General features: G+C 65.6%; 13 protein-coding genes. 6 read left to right on the top strand and 7 right to left on the bottom strand.

From position 1 onward, the window contains the following. The first annotated feature begins 114 nt into the window (after positions 1 to 114). The gene (locus tag ACHUEU_RS16215; RefSeq protein WP_394217125.1) at positions 115 to 603 is read left to right on the top strand and encodes a hypothetical protein; all 489 of its coding nucleotides are present in this window, start codon (positions 115 to 117) and stop codon (positions 601 to 603) included. 479 nt (positions 604 to 1082) lie between these two features. Beyond that, positions 1083 to 2150: a hypothetical protein gene (locus ACHUEU_RS16210; RefSeq protein ID WP_394217124.1), complete on the top strand. Its 1068-nt coding sequence runs from the start codon at positions 1083 to 1085 to the stop codon at positions 2148 to 2150. Between the two features lie 154 nt (positions 2151 to 2304). Here the strand turns inward: ACHUEU_RS16210 and mobF are convergent, their stop codons facing one another. Beyond that, a complete protein-coding gene (mobF, locus tag ACHUEU_RS16205) occupies positions 2305 to 6294 on the bottom strand; it encodes a MobF family relaxase (protein ID WP_394217123.1) in 3990 nt (1329 codons plus the stop codon). A gap of 123 nt (positions 6295 to 6417) precedes the next feature. Between mobF and ACHUEU_RS16200 the strand changes: the two genes are divergently transcribed. From ACHUEU_RS16200 to ACHUEU_RS16190, 3 genes are all read left to right on the top strand, one after another. Then, positions 6418 to 6933 carry a hypothetical protein gene (locus ACHUEU_RS16200; RefSeq protein ID WP_394217122.1) on the top strand — a complete coding sequence of 172 codons (516 nt, stop codon included), beginning with the start codon at positions 6418 to 6420 and terminating at the stop codon, positions 6931 to 6933. 139 nt (positions 6934 to 7072) lie between these two features. Next, positions 7073 to 7363: a hypothetical protein gene (locus ACHUEU_RS16195; RefSeq protein ID WP_394217121.1), complete on the top strand. Its 291-nt coding sequence runs from the start codon at positions 7073 to 7075 to the stop codon at positions 7361 to 7363. 67 nt (positions 7364 to 7430) lie between these two features. Beyond that, the gene (locus ACHUEU_RS16190) at positions 7431 to 7646 is read left to right on the top strand and encodes a hypothetical protein (RefSeq protein ID WP_394217120.1); all 216 of its coding nucleotides are present in this window, start codon (positions 7431 to 7433) and stop codon (positions 7644 to 7646) included. A 72-nt stretch (positions 7647 to 7718) separates the two neighbouring features. On the opposite strand, the gene nrdH is transcribed toward ACHUEU_RS16190, so the two are convergent. From nrdH to ACHUEU_RS16170, 4 genes are all read right to left on the bottom strand, one after another. Next, on the bottom strand, positions 7719 to 8012 hold the full coding sequence (gene nrdH, locus ACHUEU_RS16185) for a glutaredoxin-like protein NrdH (RefSeq protein ID WP_394217119.1): 294 nt from the start codon (positions 8010 to 8012) through the stop codon (positions 7719 to 7721). Between the two features lie 71 nt (positions 8013 to 8083). After that, positions 8084 to 9190: a C40 family peptidase gene (locus ACHUEU_RS16180; RefSeq protein ID WP_394217118.1), complete on the bottom strand. Its 1107-nt coding sequence runs from the start codon at positions 9188 to 9190 to the stop codon at positions 8084 to 8086. Positions 9191 to 9192: 2 nt separating this feature from the next. Then, positions 9193 to 9573, bottom strand: a complete 381-nt coding sequence (locus ACHUEU_RS16175) for a hypothetical protein (RefSeq protein ID WP_394217117.1) — start codon at positions 9571 to 9573, stop codon at positions 9193 to 9195. A gap of 790 nt (positions 9574 to 10363) precedes the next feature. Further along, the gene (locus ACHUEU_RS16170) at positions 10364 to 10819 is read right to left on the bottom strand and encodes a recombinase family protein (protein WP_394217126.1); all 456 of its coding nucleotides are present in this window, start codon (positions 10817 to 10819) and stop codon (positions 10364 to 10366) included. A gap of 120 nt (positions 10820 to 10939) precedes the next feature. Between ACHUEU_RS16170 and ACHUEU_RS16165 the strand changes: the two genes are divergently transcribed. Next, positions 10940 to 12508 carry an IS1634 family transposase gene (locus ACHUEU_RS16165; protein ID WP_394217116.1) on the top strand — a complete coding sequence of 523 codons (1569 nt, stop codon included), beginning with the start codon at positions 10940 to 10942 and terminating at the stop codon, positions 12506 to 12508. On the opposite strand, the gene ACHUEU_RS16160 is transcribed toward ACHUEU_RS16165, so the two are convergent. After that, positions 12447 to 12707 (bottom strand): recombinase family protein, encoded by a 261-nt coding sequence (locus tag ACHUEU_RS16160; RefSeq protein ID WP_394217115.1) that lies wholly within the window; start codon positions 12705 to 12707, stop codon positions 12447 to 12449. The genes ACHUEU_RS16165 and ACHUEU_RS16160 overlap by 62 nt on opposite strands. A 16-nt stretch (positions 12708 to 12723) precedes the next feature. Further along, on the bottom strand, positions 12724 to 13086 hold the full coding sequence (locus tag ACHUEU_RS16155; RefSeq protein ID WP_394217114.1) for a hypothetical protein: 363 nt from the start codon (positions 13084 to 13086) through the stop codon (positions 12724 to 12726). Between the last annotated feature and the right edge of the window lie 154 nt (positions 13087 to 13240).

Below are 13240 nucleotides of genomic sequence, written 5' to 3'. Positions count from 1 at the left end.
CGAGCGCGCCTACACCGCTAAGCTAGCGCTCGCGGCGTAAAAAACCCCCGTGTCCACGAACCGGGGGTAGGCCCCGACCTCGAACTGGAGATCGAACAGACCAATGAGCCGGAGGTGGCGGAGCTGCCGACACCGGTGGATTGGATGGGTCTGTCGATCCACGAGTGGGGCGAGGAGATAGGCAGGCTGCGCCTGTGGGTTGCGCAGATCGTCACCGAGTGGGCTCTGCCCTCCTCGGTGATTCTGCCGTGCTGGGAACAGCATGGCGCGCTCGTGCAACTGCTCGGGTCCATGCGCGATAGCTACGACACGCTGTACCACGAGATGCAGCCGGGTACCGGCTCGGTGGACTGGCAGCGGTACTGGGCGTGGGGACGCTCGGAGCTGGCCTCGATCACGGGCGTGATGCGCTGCACCGCGACAGAGCACCGGGCCGACAAGCTCCAGGAATGGGCACGCTCGATCGCAGAGGAAGGCGAGTCCAGCGAATACGCGATCGCTGAGGATACCCGGGTGGAAATAGCGGTCCAGAATCACCTGAAAAATGGCCGCACGGGCGGCCCTATGAATGTCGTTTTTGTTGATTTCAGCAAGGGGCGTTGAGGGGATCAGCCGCCGTCAGGGCGCCGCGTCTCGGTCGCGGTGGTCGAGCTCTTCGGGCCGCAGCTCTTTCAGGGGCTGTTCGCGGTCGAGTGGAGCTTCCCGCGGCAATCCGAAGGTTGAAAGAAGATGCAGAACATGTCTAGACGATCGGCGCCCACCTGGAGCCATCCGTGCAGTGCAGGATCCGCCGAGCGTGGCAGGAAGGTTGCGGCGGTCTGAAACAGTCGCTGGCGCTCGGGCGCCTATCCACGCAAGCGACGTTCGCGGATGCTACGCTGTGGTGTTCACTCTGAAGGTGCTCCTTGAGATGTGGTGAACTAGGCTTCATGCCCCGCTTCGCGCACACCACCGAGATCAGCGTTGCACTAAGAGGTAATATTGATCGCCCCATGCAGGTCGTGGCGAGAGACTCGGAAATGCCATGCAGCAAAGAGGGTGCATGGAGTTGGAGGCAATCCAAGACAGATTGAGGCACCGCCATGAAAGTGTCGGCAAAGAGTTCTTCGTTGGCAAGTCAACGTTCACCCGAAAAAAAGCAAAGGGCGCAAGTTTTCCTGTACGCATTGGTAGCGATCGCCCTCACTGTCGCCATTCCACTCTTGGCCAGACCGGCATTCCACTATTCCCCTGGAGGTAACAATAGGCCGAACGGCCTCCTAATTGTGAACAGCGCCTCAGATGACTACAATAGCACCACTTGGATCCAATCCATGGAGCCATGGGAAATAAATAGTTCTGTTTCGGTGGGATTTACGACTCAATTCCAAGTGCCCGCCGTTACAGATGAGGCAGGAAATGTTATCGCGCCGCCAGCCTCCGAAGCCGATCAGATCGAGGTCTCCTACCTACTTGTGGATTCTCTTGCCAATGGAATCACGGGATGCTCGGAGCATGTCAACGGAGCAATGGAAGACGACATTATCGCGTTCGACGACCTCCGCACAGAGGAGAGAGAAGTGGTCACCTCATGGATCGGGAACCACTCCACTCCCCCCGGTTACGCCGACGCAGAGGACACCGGAACAGAGAATGCGAAAGCAGCACGAAAGCTAACTTTCAGGCGCCTCACTCCTACTAATCCGAATCCCACAGTATTAGAGTACGAATCTGGAAATAAGGTTTCCGTAGTCCGCTTCGAAAGCACTTGCAATTTTGCGTCTGAGGCCTTCTGGCATGACGTCGGAAATACCGAGGCATTCACTTTTCCTCACGTGTACTCGATGTACGAATCGAGCCGATCGGGCGAGAGTCGTCAATGGGCTTTCCGTAACCTAAAATTCAAGCACGACATTAACAGTCAGCACGATCTTGCGGATTCTACAGTGCAGCCGGAATTTCGAGACGAGGGCTACGCATTCTTCTTGTCGGAGAGCGAAGCAGGGGGCGGTGATTATGCAATACTTTCGCCCTTTGAAGTCGCCTACACGGATACGCAAGAGGAGAAGATTGAAGGCGCCATGCTGTTTTTGGCTGGGATACTCGCCGGGCTCTTGTCTTCAATTATCTTGAAGGGCATTGAAGTCTGCATTAAAAAGGTTTCGGAATAGCTCTTCACTTGGAAGTGACAAATTGTAAATTGCGCCGCGTTCAATCGCTCCGTCAATTATGTGAGGCGGCGGCGTTGAGTAAGACAGCCTCTCAGGTCCATTAACGCGATTCGTGCGACTCAACCCTTGAGTAACTCAACATGATTGCCGGAGGCTACCGTACTGGACGGGAAGGGCGATCCACGATTTCCTTGTCAGGGCTCAACTGCTCCGCGTGCACCGGGTGCTCCATGCCTGTCTGCGCGAGCTTCGTAGCTCTATCGCGGGCGAGACGCTGCCGGTTCTCCTCCTTCGCCGGCTCATCGGGCATCTTCCGTCGCACCTTTGCTTCCTGGCGCAGCTCGTTCTCCTGAGCGTCCAGGTCGGTGAGGTAGAGGCACGCGGCGTGTATCGACTTCGCTAGAGATGTCTCGGCGCGGTCGGCCTTTTCGACTCCGGCGTATGCGTGCGCAGCGTGGGACGTGGCCTGCTCCACGCGGGCGGGATGCCCGCTCGCGCTCACAGAGCGGTGTGCGGCCTCAGTCGCGGTCATCTGCATCCACGTCTCGGCCGCGGTGTCCCCAGGCACGGAGCCGTGCGCGCTGATGAAACGCTCCTCGGCCTCGGCGGCGGCGCGCTGCGCGCCACGGCGACGCAGCATCCCAGCGGACGCTGCGCTATCGCGTGCCTGCTGGAGGGCCGTTAGATCGCTGCGGAGAGTCGCGGCGTGCTCGCGCGCTGCTGCCTCGGTGGCGGCGTCCATCTGCTGCTGGGCGGCGCGGGCGGCTGCTGCTGCCTGCTCGGCTGCGCGGCGCATGTCGGCTGTGTGGGCGCCGGCGCTGTCCTGCTCGACCGATGCCCGGGCGATGACCGTGCCGGCCTCCTCGCGCTCGGTGCGGATGCGCCCCTGCTCCTTGGCGAGGCTGGGGGCGAGACCGAAGGGACGACGCAGCGAGTCGGTGGGCTTCGCGGGCTCGTAGATCGCGGCGTGCTCTCGCGCGTGCTGCTCGGTGCGGGCCTGCTCGGGGTCCATCACGGTCCGGGTCTCGATCTCCTCTGCGAGGCCGGACAGACGGTGGTCGATCCGCCCCAGCCGCGTCCGGGATTCCTCCAGGCGAGTCTCCACCTGGTCCAGCTGGCGCTGGGCGATCTCGTGCCGCTTCTCGGCCGTGTGGATCGCGAGGGCATCCGCCTGATCGCGGCGGGCGACGGCCACGGCCGGCTCCAGCTCCACCCTGATCTTCTCTGCCAAGGTGTACTGGCGGTTCTCATCGCCGCGGACCTCGGCGGTGAGCCGATCACGGCGGCGAGTGAGCCGGTCGTGGACCACGGCCGGATCGGGCAGATCCCCGTAGGTGCGCTGCCTCCACGCCTCGGGGCCCTGGGCCTGCTGGGCCTCGCTCTGGACTCCGGCACGGTCGAGATCGCTGGCGACGAGCTGGCGCAGCTGCTCGTCGGTGAGGTCGTGGCGGTCCCGGAGCATCGCGTCGCTGAGCTGGGTCAAGACGGCGGTGTCATCGGCGCCGGCGACCAGGGCGCGGTTCTCCAGCTTGCCGCGGGTCATTCCCACGTACAGCTGGGCGGCGGTGGTGTCCTCCGAGATGACCGTGACGGCGCGGCGGGCCGTGACACCCTGTGCGCCGTGGATAGTGGTGGCATATCCCAGCTCCACGCTCTCGGCCGCGTACTCCGCAGGGATCTGCTCTGTGCGCTGGTCGATCCCACCGGTAAGGGACACGGTGCCGTCCTCGGCCACGGCGCGGACCTTCCACAACTCACGGTTCGCGACGGTGAAGTCCTCGCCGCGGTGGTTGCGGCGCGTGGTCACCATGTCCCCGATGTGCAGCTGCGCACCGTTGCGGCCGGTGGCGCTGCCCGTGGTGTCGAGCTGGCCGGCCTCGAGCCGGGCTTCCTGGATCGCGGTGTTGATCGCGTCCACGGTCTCGTAGTCGCTCGCCATGACGGCGACCGACTCCCCCACCCCGTGGGCCGTGAGCCAGGCGGCTGCCGCCTGCCGGGCCTGTTCGGTGCTATCGCTGAGGCGGTCCACGTGCCCGTGCTGGTGGAGCCACAGCGCCACCTCGTGCGCCTTCTCCGAGGTCGCTGCATGGCGGAGGTCGCGGGAAATCTCGGCGTAGGCGGTATCGGCCTCGCGCGGGTCATCAGCACGGCGGAACCGATGGATCGAGTGCAGATCCACGCGAGCTTCCTCGGGCACCTGGGCCTGGAGCAGGGCCATAGCGCCGGAGTGACCGACCGGGCGGACCTGGTGAGGGTCACCGACCAGGGCGATCCGTGCCCCGGAGTCGTCGGCCACGGTCAACAGTGCGGCCATGGCGTCTGTGTCCACCATTCCGGCCTCGTCGCACACGATCACGTCACCGGAAGCGAGCTGCGCTGCGGCGCCGGGGCCGTAGTAGGTCGAGCCGTCCGTGTCGGTGTCCCCGGAGCTGAGGCGCTGCCACGTCGTCTGCCCGGAGGCTTCGGTGCGCCACCGGAATCCGTGCTGGTACAGCAGGCCGTGGAGGCTGGAGCCGTCGGCGCCGATCTCGGCCTGCGCCACCTGCGCAGCCTTCATCGTCGGGGCGACGGTCAGCATCCGGTGTCCCCCAGCGGCCGCGGCCCGCTCAGCGACGGTGAGCATCGTGGTCTTCCCGGCGCCGGCCGGTCCCTCGATCGTCACCAGCGGGGAGCTGCCTGCCACGGCGCGGGCGGCGGCGATCTGGCGATCATCAAGCTTCACCGGCTCATCGCCGGCGGCTGCGCGCTCGGTGTCCACGACGGTGACGGCTGCGGCGATCGCTTCGACCGGCGCCGGCGTCGGGTCACCAACGGCAGCGCGCACGGCAGCACGCTCGGTGATGCGGGCGCGGGTCTGGCCCACAGCAGTCAGTCGCAGTGCCTTGACATCATCTGGGCCGCGGACGCCGGCCGGTGCCAGGGATTCGGCCTCCAGCAGTGCCCGGGTCTCCACCTCCCCGATGAGGCGGTGCAGCTCCTCGGGAGCGGCGGTCAGCTGCGCCTGCGCGACGGCCATAGTCGCGCCGGCGCGGAGGTCCACACGGGAAAACCGGCTCTGCGAACGGACGGCCCGCTGATCGGTCCATCCCAGTGCGTAGGCGGTCAGCTGGTCCCGGTCCACCTCGTGCGCTTCGCGCGGCTGCACCGGGGCCGGCTGTCGAGCCACCAGCACGGCAGGGTCCACGTCGGCCAGCTCGCGGCGCACCTGGTCTCGCCACTGGTCCTCGTCCAGCTCGTCGGGCTTCTGCGCCCGGTCCAGAGCCCACGCCTTCCGGTCCCACGATTCGATGAGTCGGGGGGCCGGTTCCTCGCCCGGATTCGCGGCTTTCCACTCGCGCTCGAACCGGGCTTTGTTCCGCCCGATCTGGGCCGCGCGCTTACTCATCGGTTCCACGACGTGAGACAGCTGCGCGATCTCTCCATCGTCGTTGAGCGTGTATCCGTGAGCGGCCAGTGCTGCCCTCCAGCGGGCGTCGGTGCGCGCTGCCAGCTCTCCGCGGGCGTTGACGAGGACCTGGTGCCGGAACACTTGCTGTGAGTCCACGTTGGACCACTTCCCATCGGCTCCCTGCACCTTGGCATTGAGCCAGAGGTGCCGGTGCGCGTGGGGGTCCAGCGAGCGGGAACGCTCATGGTCCAGGGCCACGACCTCGATCTGCGCGAGGCCGATCCGCTGCTTCCCTCCCGCGCCTCGGCGGGTGGTCAGCTCCTCGCTCCAAGCAGTGACGGTCTGCTCGGTCACCCGGTCCATCAGCGCATCGAACTCCTCGCGCAGCTCGGGGTGGAGCACCGCTGCGAGGGAGTACGACTTCGGGGCGTTGATCGTTGCGTCGTAGAGCAGGTGCGCGTCCGGGGAAGTCATCGTGCGGCCGCGCTGCTCGCCGGTCTCGGGGTCCACACCGTCGATCCACGCGCTCAGCTGCTCGGTGTCGAGCCGGTCGCGCTGGATGCCGTCTGCCCGGGCGGTGTGCCGGGCCACGGTCGGCGCATCCTCGGGGCCGTAGGCGGAGGCAGATTCGGCACCGGCCGACACCTGCCGCTCGACCTCGGCGGCGTCACAGCCGCCCTGGAGGGCGTACGCGGTGGCGTGACGGATCCCGTGGCCGTCAACGCCACGTCGCCACACCTGGACCCCTCCGCGCATGGGGCCAGAGTAGCGCATCAACCACGTAGTGCTTGCGTGCATAGCTGTAGATGTTGAGGAGGCTGGTAGGCGACGTGGGGGCTTTGAGGGGTGTCGAGGAACGGCGACGGGATGGGGGCCGGGGTGGCTGCTGCGGTGGCAGCTGTCGTGGCGGCGGCGCTTGTCGAGGGAATGACGAAGGGTGAAGCGATGAGCGAGCAGAGGAAGTGCCTGGATCGGGGCCGAAAGATCGCACTGGAGGGAAGGCCCTACGAAGTGAAGTGGCGGCCGCTACTGGAGCTCGGGATGACGGCGGTCCGAGATGGGTGCGCCGACACTGCGCCGCCCCTGGCCGAGGTGATGTGGGAGGACGCGACGTTGGCCTATCTGACCGACCAAGCCGACCAAGGGGGTAGGGCGTCGATTGACCCCCTACCCCGAGACGTCGCCAGGGTGCGCGAGCTGCTGGACATGCCGGACGGCATCACAGCCGGCAGCCCTGCACACCTGATGACGGGCTACGGGGCGTCCGTCTCGGAGGGGACCGTCCACTGGTACGCGGGAGTCTGCGCATACTGCCTGCGGGCGATGCTCCTGCGAGTCGATGACGCCGCGCGCTTATTCAAGTGGTGGACGTTCTACGACCAGGAGACAACATGAGCGCCCCCTCCCCCGGCGCGGAGCGAGAGCAGATCGACCCGCGCCAAGGTGACCTCCTGGACCTCCTCGCAGAGGCCGGCGCCGAGAAACCCGAGTATCACCATGCAAGACAACCGGTACAACGAGACGGAGCATCGCCATGAGAGACAGTCTTAAAGCCCTGATCGCCGCCGCCGAGAGCGAGATCGGACCCCACCCGGACCTGACGGCATTCCTCACCGTGCGAGATGCTGTGCGGGAGTCCGAAGGCTCCGACGCTGCCCGGGCCTACCACCACGGGGCACAGGTGACCCTCAACAGCGACGAGGGCCACGAGTACCGAATCTCGTTCGCATCGCTCATGGATGAGCTGCTGATGCTCGCGGCGCTGGACACCCGGGCGCGGCTGACGGAGCCCGAGCAGACCGACCAGCCGGCACCGACTGAATAGTCCAGGGCTGCGCGAGTGGTACGCCGGCTGAGACGATGAGGGCCACGAGATGGTGAGGGAGACGGTCATGGACTACGAGGTTCAGGGATTCAGCGATACCGGGACGATGGTCTTCGCGATCGTCATGCTTGCGATTTGTGCTGTTGTCGTCGTGGCTGTCCTCGGGACGGCGTTGTTTGCGCGCCGGCATCGGTTCCTCAAAGCCTGCGGCGTGTTCCTCGCCGGGACCTTCCTGGGGGCGCCGGTTCTCATGGTGGCGACGGTGGTCGCGATGTACATCTGACCGTTCTGCGCCGCCTCCAGACAGGAGTGACCCCCGCCCTCGAACGTGAGGACGGGGGTCACTGCTGCGTGGTCATAGGGCGATGCGCCCTCGCGGTGCTGCCGGGTCTAACCCGATCTGCCCTCCGCGGCTGGAGCTGCTGCCGGGAGCCAGTGCCTTGATCTTGTCCGGCCGGAATCCGCTCCAGTGGTCCTCGTTGGTGACCACGACGGGTGCCTGCGCGTACCCGAGTGCCTTCACGGTCGCCAGAGCGTCGGGGTCCTCGGTGATGTCCACGGCCTCGTAGTCGATCCGCTTGCTCGATAGGGCGCGTTTGGTGGCGTCGCACTGCACGCATTGGGGCTTGGTGTACACGGTGACGGTCATGGGGTCCTCCTCAGTAGTGGCGATGGGCGGTGTCGATTGGGTGGTGCTCGTGGTGCTCGAGTCATCGGAGATCACTGCGTGAATCCCTCGGGCACGCGCGCGATGCCGACGAACTGCGGACCGGACAGGCGTGCGTCGCTGATCTTGGTCACGGCCGCGCTGCGGCTGGCCTCGATGATCTTTCCGTCTCCGACATAGATCCCGACATGGGATACTTCGGCTCCGAGTCGTCCCCATGCCTCGAAGATCATGTCGCCGGGCTGGATCTCGGACGGGCTCACTGCATGGGAGCGCAGCGCTGCCCACTGTGCTCGTGCGGTCCGGGGAAGCTTGATTCCTGCGGCGGCGTAGGCGTAGGTCGTCAGGCCGGAGCAGTCCTGCCCGCCACGGGTGGGGCCGTCCCAGCCGCCGGCGCCGAACACGTAGCGCTGGCCCAGAGTGGTCCGTGCCTGCTCCAGTACTGCGGCTATGTCGCCGGTTGCCGTGAAGGTGCCGTCTCCACACACCGCGGAACCTGGCTCGCTCGGGTCGATTGATACGTCCACGCCGGAAAGGGCCGACATGATCTCGCGTGCCTCGGTCTCGTGCTTGGCGTAAGCCTGGGGGTGGGCGCTGCGCTGTACTCGTTGCGCGGCGACAGTCGGGGCCAGGGCTTCCCAGCCCTCCACATCAACTAGGCCGGGAATGTGATAGCCCTTCGGGCCGGCGCCGCCTTCTATGTCCTTGGTGAGGGTCTTTCCTTTGTAGAACACTTTGGCTGCATAGGACGTGTCACTGATTTCTTCTAAAGTGCCGTACCACCCCGGAAGCTGCCGCTGCTGGAATACTCCCGCGTCACCATTCGAGTCCGGGCTGAAAGTGCTCATGTGATCGCCTAGCCGTGATTCCTGCATCGCGGTCATCAGAGCGACGAGCTGCCCACTGGCGGGGATTCCTTCGGCCTCCCCCACCTTCATGATGATTGCGGCCTGCTCCATCGCCTGCGGGGTGTAGCTGCCCACGGCAGCGGGCAGCTCTCCCTCGATGCTGACCGACAAGGAGCTGCCGGCGCAGATCGCCTCATTGCTGCCGGCGCTGCCGGCGAACATGCCGACGCCGACGACGCCGGCGCCGGCCACCAGCGCCACCGGCGCTGCGCAGCTGAGGACCAGGGCCGCGGCGATCGCCTTCTTCTTCATCGTCAGGCCGCCTCCTCCGGTGGCTCCAGATACGAGACCTTCCACGGGTCGGCCGGATCGGCGCGAACCATCACCAGCTGGAAGTCACCGATCGTGGTTGGAACGGTGATCTCTGCATCGGTCGCGCTGACCAAGCCGTACTCCGCGCTGCCTTCCGGGGAGCCTGCTGGGACGCGGCGTGGATCGGTGTACTGCCACACCTCCTGCGCCGCGGGCGTGAGGTGCTGGGAGAAGTCGGGCCACCACTGCTCGGGCTCGTCGGTGGCGAAGTACGCCTCGACGGCCGCGTGCGCTGCTGTGGCTGCTTCCTCGGCGTCGCCTTCCTCAGCTTCGGCCGGCCCCTCGTCGCCTGGCAGTTGGGGCGCCTCCTCGCTGGGTGCCACGTTCCACTCGGTAGGAGACTCCGCGGACTTCGTAGGCTCCGCGGGCTCACTCGTGGCCGGCGCCGGCGCCTCGCTGGTGGTCCGAGGCTGCTCGGGCGCATCAGCTGGGCCGCTGCATCCCACCATCAACAGCGCCACGGCTGCTATCGGAACTGCTCGCATTGATCGCATGCCCAGACAAGCGCGCCGATCACGACAGCTCCCCAGGGCGAACCACCAAGTGACGGATCTACTGCACTACGGAGGTACTGCACTACTGCATGATTCTCTACTGGGACCAGACCACTGCCCTTTGATCGCTGGGACGGGACCGGTGCCGGCTGCTGGATGGGGGGGTGTCGGGTACGGCTGCCAGCGACCTTGGGCTCCTCGAAGGCAACGGCCGCGAAGCGGCCAGCGGCAGCGCTTTTCCCACGACTTGATCCGCAGCCGAAACGTCGGCCTGCCGGGGCATCATCGGGGCATGGCAGATCAGTGGCTCCGAAGAGGTCCGAACGGATGGAGTGAGCCCACACCGCCGCCCTGTGCCTGCGGCTCGACGCGACACATGATCGGATGGACGGCGTGCCTTTGTAGTAGTGGACCGATGACCGTAGGGCACCGGACGTGGGAGTGCCGAGAATGTGGGCACCAAACGGTCGTCGGCTGTACTGAGCCGACCCGCAGGGTTTGGCCGCGGTGATCCGTTGCTTCTACTGATCTACTGATCTACTGACTTACTGATCTACGGCTCTAGGCCGGCCCCCGCAATGTGGATAACTCGCGTGGTCGCGCATGAGTGCTGGAGCGGCTACGTCGTGAGGGTGGATTGTTCTTCGATGCGTCGGCGGTAGCGCTGATGCCCAGGGGTCTCGCCACGACAGATGCGGGCAGCGGTGCTGGCTGACACTCCTGTCGAGGCTGCCACTTGGCGGTAAGACTTGCCGAGATCGCGCAGCATGAGCGCTGTCTCGTACTGCTCGGGGGTCACAGCGACCGGACGGCCGTGGTGCCGGCCACGCGCACGCGCTGCCTCTAGGCCGGCGCGGGTGCGCTCCGCGATGCGATCACGCTCTCGCTGTGCCAGCGCTCCAAGGATCGTCACGCTGAACAGACCATCGGCCGTGCTGGTGTCCACGTTCTCGTACAGCGATTCCACGGTGATCTTGCGGGCGGTCAGGTTATCCAAGGTGAGGATGATCCGGGCGGTGCGCCGGGAGAGTCGGTCAAGGTCGGTGATGACCAGGGTGTCGCCGGCATTGAGCAGTTCCGTCAGACCTGACTTGCACAGGTGAGCGCGGTTCGCAGCCGTCCTGATGGTATTAGGGCTGGTCAGCGCGTTTATGATCGTGAAAATGGGTCACTAATGTGGCGGTAGGATCGGGTGATGGCCCCGTTCTTGAGGAAGGTGAAGACAGCCTCCGGTGCGACGGCGGTTCAGGTCGTGGCCAAGGAGGGTCGCCGTAACCGGGTCCTCGAGCACCTCGGTTCCGCGCATTCCGAAGCGGAGCTGGCCGCGTTGATGCATCTGGGCCGCGAGCGACTGCATGCAGGGCAGGAACAGCTCGATCTCGACCTGACCAGCGACGCTGCCCCTTCGGCGGGCGTGCTGACTATGCAGGACCGACGCAGCCGATACCTCGTGGAGGTCCTTGAGGCAGCGTGGCATCGACTCGGTTTCGAGGTCGTCGATGATAGGGCGTTCTTCCAGCTCGTCGCCGCTCGACTGATCGAGCCGACCTCGATGAGTGATTCCCGCCGAGTCCTTGGTGAGGTCGGGATTGACCCCGTTCACCGCAACACCTTCCACGCCGCCCTGCGCCGCTGCGGGCAGCGTAAGTACCGCGACCGGATCGCGAAGAAGTGCTTCGAGCACGTCTGGACCAGCGGTGATGTCTCGTTAGTGCTCTACGACGTCACCACGCTCTACTTCGAGGCGCCGAAGGAGGACGAGCTGCGCAAGGTCGGGTTCAGCAAGGAGCGCCGGGTTGATCCGCAGATCGTGGTCGGACTGCTCGTGGACCGGACCGGGTTCCCACTGGAGATCGGCTGCTACGAGGGCAACAAGGCCGAGACGAAGACGATCGTGCCGATCATCAAGCAGTTCCAGGCCCGTCACGGACTGGCCGACATGGTCGTCGTTGCCGATGCCGGGATGCTCTCGATGGAGAACCTGAACGCGATTGACGAGGCCGGGCTGCGGTTCATCGTCGGCTCGAGACCGAAGAAGGCACCCGGTGACCTGGCTAATCATTTCCATTGGCACGGAGACGCGTTCACCGACGGGCAGCTGATCGACACCATCACCCCACGCCACGGCAACACGAAGACCGAGACGAAGCGGCGTCGACGGGAGCCGGTCTGGGACGCGGAAGAGTATCCCGGGCACTGGCGGGCGATCTGGGCCTACTCCCGCAAGCGCGCAGTCCATGACGAGTACACCCTGACCCAGCAGGAGAACCGGGCCAGGGCCGTGATCGCCGGCGACGCAAACGTGAAGGGCACCAGGTTCGTCAAGACCACCGCCGCCGGGCGCATCCTGGACGAAGCCTCTCTCGAGAAGGCACGGTCCCTTGCGGGATTGAAGGGTTACGTCACCAACATCGAGGCAGGCATCATGCCCGCGGCGGAGGTGCTCTCCAGCTACCACGATCTCTGGCACGTGGAGCAATCATTCCGGATGAGCAAGACAGACCTGCAGGCCAGGCCCATGTTCCATCACCAACGCGAAGCGATCGAAGCCCACCTCACGATCGTGTTCACCGCGCTGGCGATCGCCCGCTACCTCCAAGACAGGACTGGCTACAGCATCCGCAAGATCATCCGGACCCTGAAGCCACTTCTCGAGGTCCAGGTCAACATCGGCGGACACCTCCACACTGCCGTGGATCCCCTCACCGACGACGCCCGCCACATCCTCCATGCGCTCGATGCCCCGGAACCCGTGGGTCACTAAACCTGTGCAAGTCAGGGGTGTCGCCGGCATTGAGCAGTTCCGTCAGAAGGTAGTCGAGCACGGGGCGGCGCTCGGACGTGCCTGATGCCTTCTCGGGGTAGATGTTCTGCTGGTCCACGCCGCGGCTCTGGAGAGCGTCGAGCTGCCGCTGTAGGGACTGCTCCTCGGTGGATACGCGCGCATAGCCGTAGAGGGTCATCGGTGCTGCGCTCCGCTCACGCGGACCAGCGCACGACGCCGTTAGCGGCGTGGGCACGCATGAGTGCCGCGGACGCAGTGGCTAGGGCGGCGCTGGCGGAGTCCAGCTGGGCTGCTGCCGTCGCGGTCCCGGTGCCGTCGCCCCGTGCGTCCTCCCCCTCGAAGTGCTCGGGCTCCCGTGCGGCGGCGTGCCACTGGCTGAGCTGCCGGCAGACCTGCTCCAGGTGATCCACGGTCGCCCCCAGCTCCCCCAGCAGCGCGTAGGAATCGCTCGGCGTTGGCACATCGCGGGTGGAGTGAGCAAGGGTGCGGGCGCTCTGCTCGACCTCGCTGGCGACTTCAATCTGTCGGTAGTCCTTGTTTATGGCCATATGGCTCACCCATCCAGTGTGGAGTAGTCGTGTACCAGCACAAGCCGCGTCACCACGACACGGGAGCCGGCACCTGGGCGCTGAAGGGGGGCCTGACCCTTGTTCGTGGACACGCTGATTCCAGCATTTGCTGGGGAAGCGAGATCATGAACCATGGCCAGGA

Origin of the sequence: Brachybacterium vulturis (assembly GCF_043641765.1) — a bacterium.
Lineage (GTDB): Bacteria > Actinomycetota > Actinomycetes > Actinomycetales > Dermabacteraceae > Brachybacterium > Brachybacterium vulturis_A.
Note: the sequence above shows the minus strand (reverse complement) of the source record. Positions and strands in the feature narration are given on the sequence as shown.

Excerpts from the sequence above, each read along its gene's own strand:
- ACHUEU_RS16210 (WP_394217124.1), top strand. The coding sequence starts at position 1,083 with ATGAAAGTGTCGGCAAAGAGTTCTTCGTTGGCAAGTCAACGTTCACCC.
- mobF (WP_394217123.1), bottom strand. The coding sequence starts at position 6,294 with ATGCGCGGAGGGGTCCAGGTGTGGCGACGTGGCGTTGACGGCCACGGG.
- ACHUEU_RS16195 (WP_394217121.1), top strand. The coding sequence starts at position 7,073 with ATGAGAGACAGTCTTAAAGCCCTGATCGCCGCCGCCGAGAGCGAGATC.
- ACHUEU_RS16190 (WP_394217120.1), top strand. The coding sequence starts at position 7,431 with ATGGACTACGAGGTTCAGGGATTCAGCGATACCGGGACGATGGTCTTC.
- nrdH (WP_394217119.1), bottom strand. The coding sequence starts at position 8,012 with ATGACCGTCACCGTGTACACCAAGCCCCAATGCGTGCAGTGCGACGCC.
- ACHUEU_RS16180 (WP_394217118.1), bottom strand. The coding sequence starts at position 9,190 with ATGAAGAAGAAGGCGATCGCCGCGGCCCTGGTCCTCAGCTGCGCAGCG.
- ACHUEU_RS16165 (WP_394217116.1), top strand. The coding sequence starts at position 10,940 with ATGGCCCCGTTCTTGAGGAAGGTGAAGACAGCCTCCGGTGCGACGGCG.
- ACHUEU_RS16160 (WP_394217115.1), bottom strand. The coding sequence starts at position 12,707 with ATGACCCTCTACGGCTATGCGCGCGTATCCACCGAGGAGCAGTCCCTA.